This window comes from Salinilacihabitans rarus, from assembly GCF_024296665.1.
Lineage (GTDB): Archaea > Halobacteriota > Halobacteria > Halobacteriales > Natrialbaceae > Salinilacihabitans > Salinilacihabitans rarus.
Genome location: NZ_CP100762.1, coordinates 2,421,516 through 2,437,311, shown reverse-complemented (window position 1 = coordinate 2,437,311; position 15,796 = coordinate 2,421,516). Strand labels below are relative to the sequence as shown.

The following is a 15,796-nucleotide window of genomic DNA, read 5'->3' as shown; positions in this document are numbered from 1 at the left end:
CCCTGCACTTGCAACGGGAAAGGCAACGGGGGACGAGGCGGTACCGGAGCCCGGTGATCCCCCTCCAAAGCGGCGTCCAGTCGCGCGTAGCCGTCTTCGAGGAAATTTTCCTCGTCTTCCTCGGGCTCGGGACGCTCGTCGGCATCGTCGTCGTGGCGTACGTCCTCTACAACGTCTACAAGTACCGTCACGACGGCGCGGAGGATCGAGACGAGGATCGGCCGTCGGTCGGCGAGTTGCCGACCGGCGGCGGCAGCGGCCGGAAACTGTTCGTCTCGTTCGGCCTGAGCGCGATCATCGTCATCTCGCTGATCGTCTGGACCTACGGCCTGTTGCTGTACGTCGAGGACGGCCCGGACGCGAACGAACCCGACGAGGAGGCCCTCGAAATCGACGTCGAGGGCTTCGCGTTCGGCTGGACGTTCATCTACGACGACGGACAGGGCGGGGAGTTCGAGTCAAGCGGCGAGATGGTCGTCCCGGAGGACACGACGGTCTGGTTGACGGTGACGTCGACGGACGTCTGGCACAGTTTCGGCGCGCCGGAGCTACGCGTCAAGGCCGACGCGATCCCGAACGAGTACGACCGGACGTGGTTCCAGACGCCCGCGCTCGACGGCGGCGAGGAGGAGCAGTACCGCATCGAGTGCTTCGAACTCTGCGGCGAGGGCCACTCCCAGATGGAAGCCGACCTCGTCGTCGTCCCGCAGGAGGAGTACGAGGGGTGGGTCGACGAGCAGGCGTCCGGGGACGGCGGCGAGAACGGCGGAGGCGGTGACGGCGGCAACGAGACCGCCGGCAACGAGACCGCCGGCAACGAAACTGCCGGCGGCAACGAGACCGACGGCGGGAACGAAACCGCGGACGGAGGTGAGAACTGATGGCCGGCGACCTCCCCCCGCGAACGTCGATCAAGCGCTGGTTCGTCACGACCAACCACAAGGACATCGGCGTCCTCTACCTCCTGACGGCGCTTTTCACGCTCGTCTTCGGGGGCGTGCTCTCGTTGCTGTTCCGGATCGAACTCCTAGGCACCGGCGAGATCCTCCTCTCGGCAAGCGGCTACAATCAGGCCGTGACCATCCACGGGCTGGTGATGGTCTTCCTGTTTCTCTCGCCGTTCGCGGCGGGGCTGGCGAACTACCTCGTCCCGCTGCAGATCGGAGCGAAGGACCTCGCGTTCCCCCGGCTGAACGCCCTCTCGTACTGGTTTTACCTCTCGTCGGTCGTGCTGTTTTTCCTCTCGTTCTTCCAGGACGGGGCGTTCATGGGCGGCTGGACGATGTACGCCCCGCTGAACATCCCGATCTACACGCCGAGTATCGGCGGCAACACCACGATCCTCGCGCTCGGCGTGTTCGTCCTCTCGATCACGCTGGGCTCGGTGAACTTCCTGACGACGATCCACTACTCCCGCGCGGAGGGGCTCGGCCTCTGGAACGTGCCGCTTTTCACGTGGTCGTGGCTGCTGACGGTGTGGATGATGCTGTTCGCGTTCGCGGCGCTTTTGGCCGCGCTGATCCTGCTGTCGGCCGACCGCGTCCTCCTGACCCAGTACTTCTCGCGCGAGGGCGCGGGCAGCCTCCTGTGGGCGCACGTGTTCTGGTTCTTCGGGCACCCGGAGGTGTACATCGTCTTCTTCCCGGCGCTGGGGATCATGTTCGAGACGTTCCAGACGTTCGCCGGTCGCCGGATCGTCGGCCGGAAGTGGGTCATCATCGCGATGGTGCTGGTAGCGGTCCAGTCGTTCCTCGTCTGGATGCACCACATGTTCCTGACGACGATCAACCTGCCCATCAAGACGCTGTTCATGGCGACGACCATCGGCATCTCCCTGCCGTTCGACCTCATGGTCTTCGCCCTGATCTACACCCTCGTCAAGGGCCAGATCCGGCTGACGACCCCGTTCCTGTTCAACCTCGGCGCGCTGTTGCTGTTCATCCTCGGCGGGATCACCGGGGTGTTCCTCGGCGCGGTCGTACTCGACTTCGAGTTCCGGGGCACCTACTGGGTCGTCGCCCACTTCCACTACGTGATGGTCTCGGGGGTGACGGCGCTGGTCGGCGGCCTCTTCTACTGGTGGCCGAAGATCACCGGCAAGATGTACGACGAGTTCCTCGGGAAACTCAGCTTCGCCGTCTACTTCCTCGGGTTCAACCTGCTTTACTTCCCGATGTTCCTCGCCTGGGAGACCCCCCGCCGGGTCTTCGAGTTCGCGCCCGAACTGGGGATCTACCACCAGGTGATGACCGTCGGGGCGTTCGTCCTCGGCGCGTCGTGGCTCCTGATCTTCTACACGCTGGGCAAGAGCCTCGTCTCCGGCCCCGACGCGCCCGACAACCCGTGGACGTACTCGCGGACCCTCGAGTGGGCGATCCCCTCGCCGCCGCCGCTTGACAACTGGTCCGGCCGGCCGAGTTACGCCAGCGGCCGTCTCGAGTTCCGCGAGGACGCCGCCGCGCCCGACGGCGGCGCCGTCGAGGCGGTCGAGCGGGCGCGGCCCGCCGAGGCCCACGCCGACCACGCGAGCATCTGGCCGTTCGCCATCGGTGCGGGGCTGACCGTGATGATCGCCGGCTTCGCGGGGCTCCGGCCGCTGTTCGAGGCGATGCAGGAGCCGGAGACCGCCCTCACGAGCGTCGGCGCCTTCTACCCCGCGCTGACGCTCCTCGGGGTCGCGGTGCTCGGCTACGCCCTCGTCGGGTTCGGCCGCGAGCGGTTCGACGCGCCGGAGATGGCGATCGCCGAGCGCTGGCCGTTCGACGGCGTCGGGCGGACGAAACTCGGCGTCTGGTTCTTCCTCGCCTCGGACGTCGTCGTCTTCGGCGCCGTCATCGGCGCGTACGTCTTCATGCGCATCTACGTCGGCTGGGGGACCTGGGACCCGGTGCCGCCGTCGGCGCTGCCCGGGCTGATCAACACGTACGTCCTGATCACGTCGAGTTTCACGGTCGTCCTCGCGCTCGTGATGGCCGAACGCGGGAACAAGAAGGGCCTGCTCGGTGCGTTCTCGGCGACGCTCCTGCTCGGGCTGACGTTCCTGAGCATCAAGGCCTGGGAGTGGGGACAGGAGTTCGCCCACGACATCTACTGGTTCACCGACCTCCAGTACTCGCTGTACTTCGTGACGACGGGACTGCACGCCTTACACGTCATCTTCGGGTTGCTCGTCGCCGGCTTCATGGTCTCCCGCGTGCTGACGGCCGACGCCTACCTCGACGACGAACGGCCGGTCGAGTACTTCGGCCTCTACTGGCACTTCGTCGACATCGTCTGGGTCTTCCTCTTCCCGCTTTTCTACCTCTTCTGAGGTGCGGGGCTACTCCCCGCGCTCCCGACCGTCGAGGTACTCGCGTGTCCGCCCGCGGACGACGTACGAGGCCTCCTGCAGTTCCGCGACCGACGCCGACCCGGTGACGAACATCGCCGTTCGCAGTTCGAGTTCGAGCGTCTCGATCAGGTCGACGACCGCCTGGGTCCCCTGACCGGCGGGGGCGAGAAACGGCTTGGCGAGGCCCCCGGCGCGCGCGCCGAGGGCGATGGCCTTCGCGACGTCGAGTCCCGAGCGGACGCCGCCGCTGGCGACGACGCAGTCGTGGACGCTCGCGGCCTCGAGCGTGCTGACCGCCGTCGGGACGCCCCACGCGCGAAACAGTTGGCCGACCCGCTGCTGACGGCTCGCGCCGACGGCCGCCGCCCGGTAGGACTCGATGCCCGACCACGTGGTGCCGCCCTTGCCGGCGACGTCGATGGCGTCGACGCCCGCCTCCGCGAGCCGTGTGGCCGTCTCCCGCGAGATGCCGTTGCCCGTCTCCTTGACGACCACCGGGACCGACAGTTCGGCGGCGACGCGCTCGATCTCGCGGAGACAGCCCCGCGCGTCGACGTCGCCCTCGGGCTGGACGGCCTCCTGGAGGAAGTTGAGGTGGATCGCCATCGCGTCGGCCTCGATCATCTCGACGGCCCGCTCGACGTCCCCGACGTCGTACTCGAGCAACTGGGCCGCGCCGACGTTGCCGTAGAGGACGGCGTCGGGCGCGGCGTCGCGGACGACGGTGTAGGATTCGAGCAAGTCCTCGTCGTCGAGTTCGAGGCCGGCCCGCTGGCTGCCGACGCCCATCGCGATCCCCGTCTCGCCGGCGGCCGCGGCCAGCGCCCGGTTGATCTTCGTCGTGTTCGGGTGGCCGCCGGTCATACTCTCGATGACGATCGGGGCCGACAGTTCGCGTCCGAACAGGGTCGTCGTCGTGTCGATCTCGTCGCGGTGGATCTCCGGCAGTGCCTCGTGGACGAGTTCGACGTCCTCGAACCCGGTCCCCGAGGTCTCGACGTCTTCTTCCTCGATGATACGAATGTGGTCGTCTTTCCTGTCGGATGTCTCAGGCATCGCTTCGGCTCCTACGCGGAACTCGGGGGGTGCTATTGAAAAGGTGTCCATTCGCCACGGCGGCCGGCCGAAGGTCGGATCGTGACGTAGAACGGGCGAATCCACCGCCGGGAGTACCAGTTACGTACGAACGAGCGGGTCCCTGCTCGCTTAGTTCACCGCTGGATCGTCGATATCTCTCTCGTGGACCCACACCGTCGAAATTCGGTTCCCCTCGACGCTCGTCACCTCGACGACGTGACCGGCGACCTCGACGCGGTCGCCGTCCCGTGGCGCGCGGTCGAGCCGTTCGAGTACCAGTCCACCGATCGTGTCGACCTCCTCGCTTTCGAAGTCCCCGTCGAGGGTGTCGTTAACGTTCGATAGTGGGACGCCGCCGTCGATGTCGTACCCCCCGTCGTCGCGCCGGCGTATCGAGGGTTCGCGCTCGTCGAGGTCGAAGCCGTCTCGAATGTCTCCGACGAGGGCCTCGACGATGTCTTCGACCGTTGCGATCCCCTCGAATGCCCCCCACTCGTCGATGACTGCGGCCATCTGCTGGCGATTCTCCCTGAACTCTCTCAGGAGATCGCTAATTGCCATCGTCTCCGGGACGACGAGAACCTCGCGGGCGATGTCGCCGACTAGCTCGGAATCCCCGCCGTCTACCTCCGCTCGCAGCACGTCCTTGACGTCGACGAATCCGACCACCTGGTCGCCGTCGTCGGCATCGAGAACCGGATAGCGCGTGTGACCGGCCTCGAAGACGATCGACTGCAGTTCGGACAGCGTGGCATCCGCCGGAACGCCTACCACGTCCGGTCGTGGGACCATGACCTCCCGCACCACGGTGTCGTCGAGATCGAAGACGCGCTCGATCATCGTCACTTCTGCCGCGTCGATGTCACCTTCTTCGCCGGATCGAGTAAGCACCCGAAGGAGTTCCCGTTCGCCGAGCGTCTCGTCCGTTTCCGACGCGGGCGGCACGCCGAGCGACCGCGTGAACGCGTTGGCCGTCCCGTTGAAGACGACGATCCCCGGATAGAGGACGTAGTAGAAGACCTTCATCGGCGGGGCGAGGAACAGCGAGAGTCGCTCGGTCTTGGCGATTGCGAGCGTCTTCGGCGCGAGTTCGCCGAAGACGACGTGGAGGAACGTGATGAGGCTGAAGCCGATCGCGAAGGCGACGAGGTGGATGAGATCCGCCGGAAGAACCGGTTCCAGCACGGGATAGATCAGCGACGCCACGGCGGGTTCGCCGACCCACCCCAGCCCGAGCGACGCGATGGTGATCCCGAGTTGCGTCGTCGCGAGATAGTCGTCGAGGCCCGCCATCACTTCCTGGAGCGTCCCCGCGCCGGTCCGTCCCTCCTCGACGAGCTGGTCGACCGACGTTCCCCGGATCCGGACGAAGGCGAACTCCGCAGCGACGAAAAAGCCGTTCAACACCACGAGAATCAGCGCGACGACGAGTTGTGCCGCCGAGAGCGCGACGTCTACCATCGGTGCCTCCGGAAAGTACCGCCGTTCGGTCGTCGTGCGTCCATATTCTGCCTCTCGTTCCGCGTGCCTGTAATCGCGTCGGCTCCGACGACGACGCCCGCCGTATTCGACCCGGGGGCGCTATCGGGTGTCGTGCGTCGGGGTTCGGTGCGTGACGAACGGTTCCGAGTGCGAAAGCCGTCCACGCTTTTGTCGTCGGACCGCGTACCCGGAGCCATGTTGCGCACACTGCTCGCCGGCTTCGGCGCGCTCGAACTCCTCGCGCCCGCTCGGCTCGTCGACCGGTGCGAGCGCCTCGCGTACGAGAACCCCGAGGCGGCGCGCCTGCGCGCGTGGACGCTCCCGATGGCCCGGCTGGAGGGGCTCGCCGCCGTCTGGCTCGCGTTACGCTGGGAGCGGGCGCTGCCCGGGCTCCGGCCCATAGTGGCGCTGGTCGGCGTGCCGGCGGCGCTGGCGCCGCGGGCGGTCCTCGCGGCCGCGCTGGAGGTCGCCTACGAGAACCCCGACGAGATCGAGGTGAGGCCGTGGGTGCTGCCGGCGACGCGGCTGCTCGGGGCCGTCTACCTCGCCGTCGCGCTGTTTTCCGCGCGGGTCGACGCGCCCGACGAGACGGCCGACGACGCCGCCGCGTGAGGTCAGTACTCCCGGACCTCGACGCCGTCGTCGGTGCCGACGTAGGTCGCGTCCGCGAGGTCGACGAACAGCCCGTGTTCGAGGACGCCCGGGATCGCCGACAGGTCGGCGGCCAGCGCCGCCGGGTCGTCGATCGACCCGAAGTCACAGTCGAGCACGAGGTTGCCGTTGTCGGTGACGACGGGGCCATCCTTGCGGTCGGCCGCGCGCAGTTCGGGGTCGCCGCCGAGGTCGCGGACGCGGTCGGCGACGACGGTGTGAGCGGCCGGCAGGACCTCGACGGGAACCGGGGCCCCGAGCGCGTCGACCAGTTTCGAGGGGTCGGCGACGACGACGAACCGGTCGGCCGCCGCGTCGACGAGTTTCTCGCGGGCGTGGGCCGCCCCGCCGCCTTTGAGTAACGCGCCGTGGGCGTCCGCCCCGGGGGCGTCGACCACCCGGTCGGCGCCGTCGATCGCGAGGTCGATCCGATCGACGGCGTCGAGGTCGGTCAGCGGGATGCCGACCGCAAGCGCCAGCCGCCGGGACTGGAAGGAGGTCGGGATCCCCCGTACGTCGAGGCCGTCGGCGACTGCCTCGCCGACGGCCTCGATGGCGTGGGCGGTCGTCGACCCGGTTCCGAGCCCGACGACCGACCCGTCCTCGACGTCCGCGGCCGCGCGCCTGCCCGCGCGCCGTTTCGCCGCATCGGAGCCACCCTGGGTCTTCATGGTCGAACGAGCGAGCGGGGAGGCCAAAAACGTTGCATCTCGGACCGGTTCGCCGCGCCGACTCCCGGCGCGTTCGAATCGTCGACACGCCTTTCAGTCGGCTGCCGCTACGGACGGGCATGGACGAATCGGAGCGACGGGAGCTGCTCAAGCAGGTCAACCGCCAGAGCGCGACCGTCGGCCGGGACATCCCCGACACGATCACGGTCGGGGACGAGGAACTCCCGCTGGAGGAGTTCCTGATCGAGACGCGGAAGGTAAAGGGAATCCCGGACGACGCGAAGCCGCTGGTCAGGGAGACCCAGCGAAAGCTGTCACGGGAGCGCGAGCGCCTCGCCGACCGTCTCAGGTCGGAGCCCCTCGACCGCGAGGAGGCCGAGGAGGTCGCCGACACGATCGTCGGCATCGACCGCGCGTTGAACGCACTGCGGAGCCTCCGCGGCCGCGGGTTCGCCGCCGAGGCCAGGTCCTCGTCGATCGACGACTACAAGCGGTGGGTCGACTTCATGAAGTCCGTCCGGGGGTGAGCCGGAACCCGTACACCGAAGGCGACGGCCGACGTACCGTCGACCGATGCCCAGCGGGGACGACACCTTCGAGTGCGAGGCGTGTGGCGCCGTCGTCGCGTTCGAGGACGCGCGACGCACGGAGACGATGGGGGACCTCGACCCGACGAAGTGGCAAACGCTGTGCTGTCCACACTGTGGCAACCGGCTGAAGACGGTGTTCGTCGGCGACGAGTGAGCGAGACCGTCCGAACGTTTTTCGGCGGTGATGTGCACTGTATACGTCATGGCGAATCCGGGGACGGCAGTCGCACTCGAAAACGTTCACAAGACCTATCTGCGCGGCGAGCCGGTTCGCGCCCTCGACGGCGTCTCCATCGAGGTCCCGCGGGGCTCGTACACGGCGATCATGGGTCCCAGCGGGAGCGGGAAGTCGACGCTGATGAACCTCGTGGGCTGTCTGGACACGCCCACCGAGGGGTCGATCGTCGTCGACGGTCGGGAGGTGACGGCGCTGAGCGACCGCGAGCGAACCCGGCTCCGGGGCGAGGAGGTCGGCTTCGTCTTCCAGACGTTCAATCTGATGCCCCGGCTGACGGCCATCGAGAACGTCGCTCTCCCCCAGTTGTTCCGGGGGGTCGACCGCGACGAGCGGTACGACCGCGCAAGCGAGTTGCTCGCGCGGGTCGGCCTCGCCGACCGGGCCGACCACCTGCCGAGCGAACTCTCCGGCGGCCAGCAACAGCGGGTCGCCCTCGCCCGTGCGCTGGTGAACGATCCCGCGATCGTACTGGCCGACGAGCCGTCCGGGAACCTCGACACGGAGACGGAGGCCGACGTCCTCGACCTCTTCGAGGAGTTCCACGACGCCGGCACGACGATGGTCGTCGTCACCCACGAGCGCCACGTCGCCGAGCGCGCCGAGCGCATCGTCCACCTGCTCGACGGCCGGATCGAGCGGATCGAGGAGTTCGAAGACGCGGGGAGCGATGACGAACGCGGAAGCGAGGGGGACCCCGTCTAATGCGTCCGCTCCAGAGCCTCCGGCTGTCGTGGCGCTCGATTCGGGGCCACCGCCTGCGGTCGGCGCTGACGACGCTGGGCGTGGTCATCGGGATCGCGGCGGTGATCGCGTTCGTCACGCTCGGGGCGAGCCTGCAGGCCGGGATCGTCGGCGACATCAGCCCCGACGACCGGCGTAACCTCTACGGCTGGGCGGCCGAATCCGACGCCGAGGGCGGACCGCTGGCGGGCGCCCAGCCGGTGTTCACCGACGACGACCTCGCGGCCGTCGAGGAGTTCGAGGAGGTCGAGGCGGCCTACGGCTACGCGTCGATCCAGACGCAGGCGGTCTCGAACGGCGACGAGCGGGTCGCACAGGGGGACGGGCTGGTCGCCTCGGGGCCGTCGTACATCCGCGAGGACGACCTCCGGGAGGGGAGACAGTTCGAGATGGGCGAGCGCGAGGCCGTGCTCAACCCCGCCGCGGCCGAGCAGTTCGAGGAGAACGTGACCGTCGGCGACGAGATCGAAATCGCGATCCTCGGGGGCCAGCGGGTGACCGCCGAGGTGGTCGGGATCACCGACAACTCCGAGGGGCTGAGCCCGTTCGAGGGGTTCGACACCGCGCCGCGGATCTACGTTCCGACCGACCCCTACTACACCGAGCAGGCGGCCGGGATCGGGCTGGGCGGCGGCAGTGACGGCGGCACCGAGGAGGCCCGCTACCTCGCGATCGTCGTCGAGGCGCCGTCGACCGATCAGGCGGCGATCGACGCCGCCCGCGACCGGGCGACCGCCTACCTCGAGAGCGACGAGGCCGACGCGAGCGAGGTGATAGACGAGGAGATGACAGTGACGATGCAGACGAGCACGGAGTTGCTCCAGCAACTACAGGACGTGCTCGACCTGCTGCGGAACTTCATCGTCGGCATCGCGGCGATCTCGCTTCTGGTCGGCTCGATCGGCATCGCGAACATCATGCTCGTCTCGGTGACCGAACGCACCCGCGAGATCGGGATCATGAAGGCCGTCGGCGCCGGCAACCGCGACGTCCTCGGGCTGTTCCTGACCGAGGCGGTGATCCTCGGCGCGATCGGCGCGGTGCTCGGGACGGGCCTCGGGCTGGTCGCCGGCTACGCGGGGGCGTGGTACGTCGACCTGCCGCTCGTCTACCCCTACGAGTACGTCGCGCTTGCGATCGTCGTCGGCGTCCTCGTCGGGATCGCCTCGGGGCTGTACCCGGCGTGGCGGGCCGCACGCACGGACCCGATCGAGGCGCTGCGATACGAGTGATCACTCGGTGTGGCCGTCGGCGTCGTCGCGCTCGACGTCCGCCGACGGTTCCGCGCGATCACGCGACGTGCGGGGGTCGTCGCCTCGGGCCGGACGGTCCCGGCGGTCCCGCGAGTCGCGCGGGCCGCTCCGATCGCGGGGGTCGTCGGCACCCATCCCGATCGTCTGGCGCGTCGACGTCCGCGTCTCGGGGTGCTCACGGGCGAGGTACGCGCCGAGGTAGCCCCCGAGCGCCGAGAGACCGACCGTCCCGACGAGGGTGATCGCGCCGACGAAGCCAAACAGGAACAGGACGACGGCGACCCCCTCGATCGGGGCGGCGCCGACGCCGAAGCCGAAGCCGAAGAAGACGAAGAAGACGAAGAAGACGACGGCGGCGAACGGGAGGAAGACGATCGCACCCGAGAGCGCCCCGACGACGGCCCCGTCGCGGCCGTCCGGCCCTTCGAGGAACCCCGCGACGGCGCCGCCGATGATCGGGGAGAACATGAGAAACGACAGGACGATCGAGACGACCGCCCCGATGAGCGCGTTGACGACGGTTCGACCGGAAGTCATGGGCACCCGTAGGGGCGGCGCCGACAAAAAACGGCCGGTCAGTCCGACGGGGAGTCGGTGACGTCCGGGGGTCGCGGGGTCGCGTCGCTCTCGTCCCCGTCCTCGCCCCCGGGCGGGAGGTCGTCGTAGACGTACTCGGCGAAGGAGTCGTCGGCGTTGACCTCGGCGGCCAGCAGGTCGACCGCCTCGACGAAGAGGGCGACGACCAGCGGCCCGACGACGATACCGATCGCACCCATCGTGAACAGCCCGCCGGTGAAGCCGACGAAGTAGAGGCTGCCGGGCAGGCCCGCCGAGCGGCGAGCGAGTCGCGGCCGGACGAGCACGTCCGGGAGCCAGGCGATCAGCCCCAGTCCGAGGACGCCGACGAGGATTCCGGACGCGACCTCCCCCGCGGCGACGTGGTAGAGCGCGATGGGGGCGACCAGCATGCTCGGGCCGATGATCGGGACGAACTGGAGGATGCCGGCGATCAGCGCGATCGCGAGCGCCGACTCGTAGCCGAGCAGGGAGAACAGGGGGTAGGCGATGGCCATCGTGGCGACGCCGGTCGCGACCTGCAGGACGTAGAGCGCGTACAGCGTCCCGCGGGCCCGGCGGGCCAGCGCGTAGGCGACGTCGCGGTGTTCGTGAGGAACCGGCGCGATGGCGGCCCGGCCGACGGCGCCGCCTTCGAGTACCAGCGCGAACAGCAGGATGACAAACAGCGCGAACTTGATCGCGAGCACGGGCGCCGCGGCCGCCAGCGAGAGCGCGAGGCTTCGCAGGTACGAGAGTACCGGCTGGCGCAGGTCGTCGGCGCGGAGCACGTAGGTCTCCTCGAGGAACGTAACCGACAGTTCCGCGGGGAGCCCCTCGACGAGGACGACCAGTTCGTCGAACCGGAGGTAGAGCGTGAGGACGATCGGCGAGAACACGGCGACCACGCCGACGAACCCCGCGACGGTGGCGGCGGCCGACGCCGTCCACGCCGAGAAGCCACGCTGGACCAGCAACCGCTTGACCGGCGCGAGGACGAGCGCCACGGTGAGCGCGAAGAGGATCGTTCCGAGTACCTCGAGGAGGATCAACCCCGTCACCGCGCCGAGCGTGACGACGACGCCCGCGAGGACGTATCGACGATTCCAGTCCACGAACGAGGGTCGCACGCGGCGCCCAAAACTGTTCGCTTCCGCTGACCGTCGCGACGCGTTCGAAGTCGAGAGGTTATAATATGACCGGGTGCAACCATCCGGTAATGGATCGACGAACGTTCGTCCGTGCCGTCGGGGGCGCCGCGGGCGCGGCCGGCCTCGCCGGCTGTCTCACCCGCGACGGGGACGACGGACCCGACGAGAACGAGGACGACCGACCGAGCGACGGGAACGAGACGGCCGAGGGCGACGATGGGCCGGCCTACGAGGGCACCCTCCGGGTGGCCACCTACGAGTCGATGGTCGACGGCGAGGACCCGGCCGGCCCGTGGCTCAAGGAGGCCTTCGAGGCCGAGTACCCGGACGCGGAACTCACCTGGACCGTCCCGGAGAGCGGCCTCAACCTCTACCTCCAGCAGGCCCAGCAGGGGGCCGACCTCGACGCCGACGTCTACCTCGGGCTGAACGTCGACGACCTCGCGCGCGTCGACGACGCCCTCGGCGACGGCGGCCTGTTCCTCGAACTCGACCGCGAGCGCGTCGAGCGCGCGGACCGGGTCCGGGAGGGACTCGAGATGGGCGACCCCTCCGGACGGGTCCTCCCCTACGACACGGGCTACATCAGCCTCGTCTACGACGAGACCGAGGTCGACGAACCGGGGACGTTCGACGACCTGCTCGACCCGGCCTACGAGGACGCCCTGCTGGCCCAGAACGCCCAGACCTCGGATCCGGGCCGGGCGTTCCTGCTCTGGACGATCAGCGAGTTCGGCGAGGACGGCTACCTCGACTACTGGCGCGGCCTGCAGGAAAACGGCGTGCGGATCCTCGACGACTGGACCGAGTCCTACTACGGCGCGTACATGAACGAGGAGCGGCCGATGGTCGTCTCCTACTCGACCGACCAGGTGTTCGCCAGCGCCGAGGGCTACGACATGAGCCGCCACCGGGTCGCGTTCCTCGACGGGCAGGGCTACGCCAACCCCGAGGGGATGGCCGTCTTCGAGGACACGGAGCAACGCGACCTCGCCTACGCGTTCCTCGACTTCGTCCTCTCGGGCGACGCGCAGGCCGAGATCGCGGTCAGGAACGTCCAGTTCCCCGCGGTCGCCGGCGAGCACGTCGACCTCCCCGAGGAGTTCGACCGGTACGCCCACGAGCCGTCCGAGCCGGTGACGATGGGGTACGACGACCTGCGCGGGAACCTCGACGGCTGGATCGAGGAGTGGGCCCGCGAGTTCGCGAGCCAGTGACGGTGAGCGCGTGACGGGGGCGGACCGAGCCGACGAAACCGACGAGGGCGCGACGGGAGCGGCCCCGGAGCGCCCCGCAGCGCTGTCGGCGCCGGCCGACGCCCTCCTCGCGGCGCTGGACCGGCACGCCCTCGCGCTGACCGGTCTGGCGACGGCCGCCGTCCTCGTCGTGATGGAGTACGTCCCGGTCGGCGTCGTCTTCGCCAGCGCGCTGACCGTCGACGGGGTGGTGACGCTCGCCCGGTTCGGCGCGGTGCTGACCGACCCCTTCTACGTCGGCTTCCTCGCGGAGTTTTTCGCACGGCCGCTGTCGGTCGGCGATCACGCGGCGTCGCTGTGGGCGTGGCTCTCGGGGGTCGGCGTCTCGCCGTCGGCGACGTTCCCGTGGATCGCCGTCGAGACGCCGGGCGTCCGCCTCGGGCTGTTCGGCTTCACGGCCTATCAGGCGGCGCTCTCGACGGTCGCGAGCGTCGCGCTCGGCCTGCCCGCGGCCTACGTGCTCGCGAACTACGAGTTCCGCGGCCGGCGGACGATCCGGTCGCTCACCATCCTCCCGTTCGTCCTCCCGGGGATCATGGTCGCGGTCGGCTTCTACGCGACGTTCGGTCGGGCGGGGACGCTCAACTGGCTGCTCGGACTCGCCGGCCTCGGGCCGTACTCGTTCGTCGAGTGGAACCCGCTGGCGATCGTGATCCTCGCCCACGCGTTCTACAACGCGCCGCTGGTCGCCCGGATCACCGTCGCCGCCTGGGAGTCGGTCGACGTCGCGGCCGTCGAGACCGCCCGCAGCCTCGGGGCGAGCCCCCGGCGGGCGTTCCGGGACGTCGTCGTCCCGCAACTCGTGCCGGCGGTCGTCACGGGGGCGTTGCTGACGTTCGTGTTCACGTTCATGACCTTCCCCATCGTCCTCGCGCTGGGCGGGCTGGAACTCGCGACCGTCGAGGTCTGGATCTACGACCGCGTCCGCCAGCTTCGATTCGGGGAGGCCGCCACGCTCGCGATCCTCGAGACGGCCGTCTCGCTCGCGCTCGTCTACGCCTACCTCCGCTACGAGTCCGCCCGGGCGGGGCTGGGGCAGGCGGCCTCGCCGCCGCCGCGCGAGCCGCTGTTCCCCGACCTCCGGACGGCGCTGACGCCGCGCCGGCTGGCGGTCGTCGCCTACGGCGTCGTCGCGGCCGTCGTCTTCGTCGGCCCGATGGCCAGCCTCGTGCTCGGCAGTTTCAGCGACGGGAGCGGTCTCACGCTGGCGAACTACGAGTTCCTGCTGGAGCGCCAGCTGGCGGGCGAGTCCTACCAGACCCGGCCGTGGCCGGCGATCCGCAACTCGCTGGTCTTCGCCGCCGCGACGCTCGCCGTCGCGGTGCCGATGGGCATCGTGATCTCCGCGCTGACCGCGCGCGCCGGCCGCCTCGGGACGGCGGTCGACGCCCTCGCGATGCTCCCGCTGGCGGTCAGCGGGATCGTCTTCGGCATCGGCCTGCTCCAGGGGCTCGTCTTCGGCATCTCGCTGCCGTTCGGCTGGCGCCTGCAGGTGACGGGGGCGGTCGCGATCGTCGCCGCCCACGCGGTCGCCGCCTACCCGTTCGTCACGCGGAACGTCTCGCCGCTGCTGTCGACGCTCGACCCCGCGCTGGTCGAGTCCGCCCGCGCGCTCGGCGCCTCGCGGGCCCGCGCGTTAGTCGACGTCGAGTTGCCGCTGATCGCCGGCGGGGTCGTCGCCGGCGCGGCGTTCGCGTTCGCCATCTCGATCGGCGAGTTCTCCTCGACCGTGATCCTCGCCAGCGGGAGCGAGAGCTACACGATGCCCGTCGCCGTCGAGCGGTACCTCGGCCGGCGCTCGGGCGCCGCCACCGCGATGGGGACGGTGTTGCTCGTCGTCACGGCCGCGAGTTTCGTCGTCGTCGACCGCGTCGGCGGTCGGTTCGAGCGGACCTGACCGCGACGGTTCGGGGAAGATGTTCGTCCGATTCCACGACAGTGGGAACCGCGAACCTGACTGAAGGGCGACCGCGGAGTAGGGACGGTCGACGACGGGGACGTCCGCGGCGTCCGCGACGACCGCGGCCCCCAACGCTTAACCCATGAACGAGTACACGACGCTCATCGCGGCCGCGAACGCGGCGACGCTGCTCACCGGCGGCATGGTGCTGGCCTTCGCCTACCGGGCGTTCCGACGAACGGGATCGAGACCGCTACAGGCGCTAGCCGCCGGCTTCGGCCTCATCGTCGTCGGCTCCGTCCTCGGCGGCTTCGCGCACCTCCTCGACGACGTCGCCCTCGGCGTCGCGATCCAGAGCCTCGCCACGGCCATCGGCTCCGCCGTCCTGCTGTACTCGCTGTACGCCGGGCGACCGGAGCCGACGCGGGTCGGCACGGGGTGGACGAAGTGACCCCGACGCCGACGCGCGTCGTCGCACAGGGGACGTTCGACCTCCTCCACCCCGGCCACGCCCACTACCTCGAAGCGGCGGCGGCCTGGGGCGACGAACTCCACGTGATCGTCGCCCGCCGGGAGAGCGTCTCGCACAAGTCGACGCCGATCCTCCCGGACGAACAGCGCCGCGAGACGGTCGCGGCCCTGGAGCCGGTCGACGAGGCCCGCCTCGGGCACCCGTCGGACTTCTCGGTTCCGATCCGCGAGATCGACCCCGACGTGCTCGTCCTCGGCTACGACCAGCACCACGACGAGCGCGCGGTCGCCGCCGCGCTCGACGAGTGGGGGATCGACTGCCGGGTCGAGCGCGCGAGCGGCCGCGAGGGCGACGGCCTGCTCTCGAGCAGCGAGATCAAGGACGTCGTCCGTCGACGACGACCCGAACCGTCGGTCGAGCGCCCGTAG

General features: G+C 69.6%; 16 protein-coding genes. 11 read left to right on the top strand and 5 right to left on the bottom strand.

Annotation, left to right across the window (positions count from 1 at the left end; translation table 11 throughout):
* Positions 1 to 53: 53 nt before the first annotated feature.
* Positions 54 to 881, top strand: a complete 828-nt coding sequence (gene coxB, locus NKG98_RS12710) for a cytochrome c oxidase subunit II (RefSeq protein ID WP_254766293.1) — start codon at positions 54 to 56, stop codon at positions 879 to 881.
* Entirely contained in the window at positions 881 to 3,310 is a 2,430-nt protein-coding gene (locus NKG98_RS12705; RefSeq protein WP_254766292.1) for a cbb3-type cytochrome c oxidase subunit I, read from the top strand. The genes coxB and NKG98_RS12705 overlap by 1 nt, the downstream gene beginning before the upstream one ends.
* Before the next feature lie 9 nt (positions 3,311 to 3,319).
* Here the strand turns inward: NKG98_RS12705 and fni are convergent, their stop codons facing one another.
* Positions 3,320 to 4,387, bottom strand: a complete 1,068-nt coding sequence (gene fni, locus NKG98_RS12700) for a type 2 isopentenyl-diphosphate Delta-isomerase (RefSeq protein WP_254766291.1) — start codon at positions 4,385 to 4,387, stop codon at positions 3,320 to 3,322.
* 150 nt (positions 4,388 to 4,537) lie between these two features.
* A complete protein-coding gene (locus NKG98_RS12695) occupies positions 4,538 to 5,869 on the bottom strand; it encodes a hemolysin family protein (RefSeq protein ID WP_254766290.1) in 1,332 nt (443 codons plus the stop codon).
* A 216-nt stretch (positions 5,870 to 6,085) separates the two neighbouring features.
* On the opposite strand from NKG98_RS12695, the gene NKG98_RS12690 reads away from it, so the two are divergent.
* Positions 6,086 to 6,502: a hypothetical protein gene (locus NKG98_RS12690; RefSeq protein ID WP_254766289.1), complete on the top strand. Its 417-nt coding sequence runs from the start codon at positions 6,086 to 6,088 to the stop codon at positions 6,500 to 6,502.
* Positions 6,503 to 6,504: 2 nt separating this feature from the next.
* Here the strand turns inward: NKG98_RS12690 and rpiA are convergent, their stop codons facing one another.
* Positions 6,505 to 7,212 (bottom strand): ribose-5-phosphate isomerase RpiA, encoded by a 708-nt coding sequence (rpiA, locus tag NKG98_RS12685; RefSeq protein WP_254766288.1) that lies wholly within the window; start codon positions 7,210 to 7,212, stop codon positions 6,505 to 6,507.
* Positions 7,213 to 7,331: 119 nt separating this feature from the next.
* Here rpiA and NKG98_RS12680 point away from each other — a divergent pair, with 119 nt between their 5' ends.
* The 4 genes from NKG98_RS12680 to NKG98_RS12665 are packed head-to-tail and all read left to right on the top strand — an operon-like array spanning position 7,332 to position 10,013.
* Positions 7,332 to 7,739, top strand: coding sequence for a DUF5788 family protein (locus NKG98_RS12680; protein ID WP_254766287.1), 408 nt, complete (start codon positions 7,332 to 7,334; stop codon positions 7,737 to 7,739).
* 46 nt (positions 7,740 to 7,785) lie between these two features.
* Positions 7,786 to 7,956, top strand: coding sequence for a hypothetical protein (locus tag NKG98_RS12675; RefSeq protein WP_254766286.1), 171 nt, complete (start codon positions 7,786 to 7,788; stop codon positions 7,954 to 7,956).
* Between the two features lie 48 nt (positions 7,957 to 8,004).
* Entirely contained in the window at positions 8,005 to 8,742 is a 738-nt protein-coding gene (locus NKG98_RS12670) for an ABC transporter ATP-binding protein (RefSeq protein ID WP_254766285.1), read from the top strand.
* Positions 8,742 to 10,013, top strand: a complete 1,272-nt coding sequence (locus tag NKG98_RS12665) for an ABC transporter permease (RefSeq protein ID WP_254766284.1) — start codon at positions 8,742 to 8,744, stop codon at positions 10,011 to 10,013. Before NKG98_RS12670 ends, NKG98_RS12665 begins: the two co-directional genes overlap by 1 nt.
* On the opposite strand, the gene NKG98_RS12660 is transcribed toward NKG98_RS12665, so the two are convergent.
* Positions 10,014 to 10,571 (bottom strand): DUF5518 domain-containing protein, encoded by a 558-nt coding sequence (locus tag NKG98_RS12660; protein ID WP_254766283.1) that lies wholly within the window; start codon positions 10,569 to 10,571, stop codon positions 10,014 to 10,016.
* 38 nt (positions 10,572 to 10,609) lie between these two features.
* Positions 10,610 to 11,704: an AI-2E family transporter gene (locus NKG98_RS12655; RefSeq protein ID WP_254766282.1), complete on the bottom strand. Its 1,095-nt coding sequence runs from the start codon at positions 11,702 to 11,704 to the stop codon at positions 10,610 to 10,612.
* A gap of 104 nt (positions 11,705 to 11,808) precedes the next feature.
* Here NKG98_RS12655 and NKG98_RS12650 point away from each other — a divergent pair, with 104 nt between their 5' ends.
* From NKG98_RS12650 to NKG98_RS12635, 4 genes are all read left to right on the top strand, one after another.
* Positions 11,809 to 12,957, top strand: coding sequence for a thiamine ABC transporter substrate-binding protein (locus tag NKG98_RS12650; RefSeq protein ID WP_254766281.1), 1,149 nt, complete (start codon positions 11,809 to 11,811; stop codon positions 12,955 to 12,957).
* 82 nt (positions 12,958 to 13,039) lie between these two features.
* Positions 13,040 to 14,893, top strand: a complete 1,854-nt coding sequence (locus NKG98_RS12645) for an ABC transporter permease (protein ID WP_254769471.1) — start codon at positions 13,040 to 13,042, stop codon at positions 14,891 to 14,893.
* Between the two features lie 145 nt (positions 14,894 to 15,038).
* Complete coding sequence (locus tag NKG98_RS12640) at positions 15,039 to 15,347, top strand: DUF7521 family protein (protein ID WP_254766280.1); 309 nt, start codon at positions 15,039 to 15,041, stop codon at positions 15,345 to 15,347.
* Positions 15,335 to 15,796, top strand: coding sequence for an FAD synthase family protein (locus NKG98_RS12635; protein WP_254766279.1), 462 nt, complete (start codon positions 15,335 to 15,337; stop codon positions 15,794 to 15,796). Before NKG98_RS12640 ends, NKG98_RS12635 begins: the two co-directional genes overlap by 13 nt.

What these genes read in the sequence shown, in the direction of transcription:
- NKG98_RS12705 (WP_254766292.1), top strand. Translation starts at nt 881, where the DNA reads ATGGCCGGCGACCTCCCCCCGCGAACGTCGATCAAGCGCTGGTTCGTC.
- NKG98_RS12660 (WP_254766283.1), bottom strand. Translation starts at nt 10,571, where the DNA reads ATGACTTCCGGTCGAACCGTCGTCAACGCGCTCATCGGGGCGGTCGTC.
- NKG98_RS12650 (WP_254766281.1), top strand. Translation starts at nt 11,809, where the DNA reads ATGGATCGACGAACGTTCGTCCGTGCCGTCGGGGGCGCCGCGGGCGCG.
- NKG98_RS12640 (WP_254766280.1), top strand. Translation starts at nt 15,039, where the DNA reads ATGAACGAGTACACGACGCTCATCGCGGCCGCGAACGCGGCGACGCTG.
- NKG98_RS12665 (WP_254766284.1), top strand. Translation starts at nt 8,742, where the DNA reads ATGCGTCCGCTCCAGAGCCTCCGGCTGTCGTGGCGCTCGATTCGGGGC.
- NKG98_RS12695 (WP_254766290.1), bottom strand. Translation starts at nt 5,869, where the DNA reads ATGGTAGACGTCGCGCTCTCGGCGGCACAACTCGTCGTCGCGCTGATT.
- NKG98_RS12670 (WP_254766285.1), top strand. Translation starts at nt 8,005, where the DNA reads ATGGCGAATCCGGGGACGGCAGTCGCACTCGAAAACGTTCACAAGACC.
- NKG98_RS12675 (WP_254766286.1), top strand. Translation starts at nt 7,786, where the DNA reads ATGCCCAGCGGGGACGACACCTTCGAGTGCGAGGCGTGTGGCGCCGTC.
- fni (WP_254766291.1), bottom strand. Translation starts at nt 4,387, where the DNA reads ATGCCTGAGACATCCGACAGGAAAGACGACCACATTCGTATCATCGAG.
- NKG98_RS12680 (WP_254766287.1), top strand. Translation starts at nt 7,332, where the DNA reads ATGGACGAATCGGAGCGACGGGAGCTGCTCAAGCAGGTCAACCGCCAG.
- rpiA (WP_254766288.1), bottom strand. Translation starts at nt 7,212, where the DNA reads ATGAAGACCCAGGGTGGCTCCGATGCGGCGAAACGGCGCGCGGGCAGG.
- NKG98_RS12690 (WP_254766289.1), top strand. Translation starts at nt 6,086, where the DNA reads ATGTTGCGCACACTGCTCGCCGGCTTCGGCGCGCTCGAACTCCTCGCG.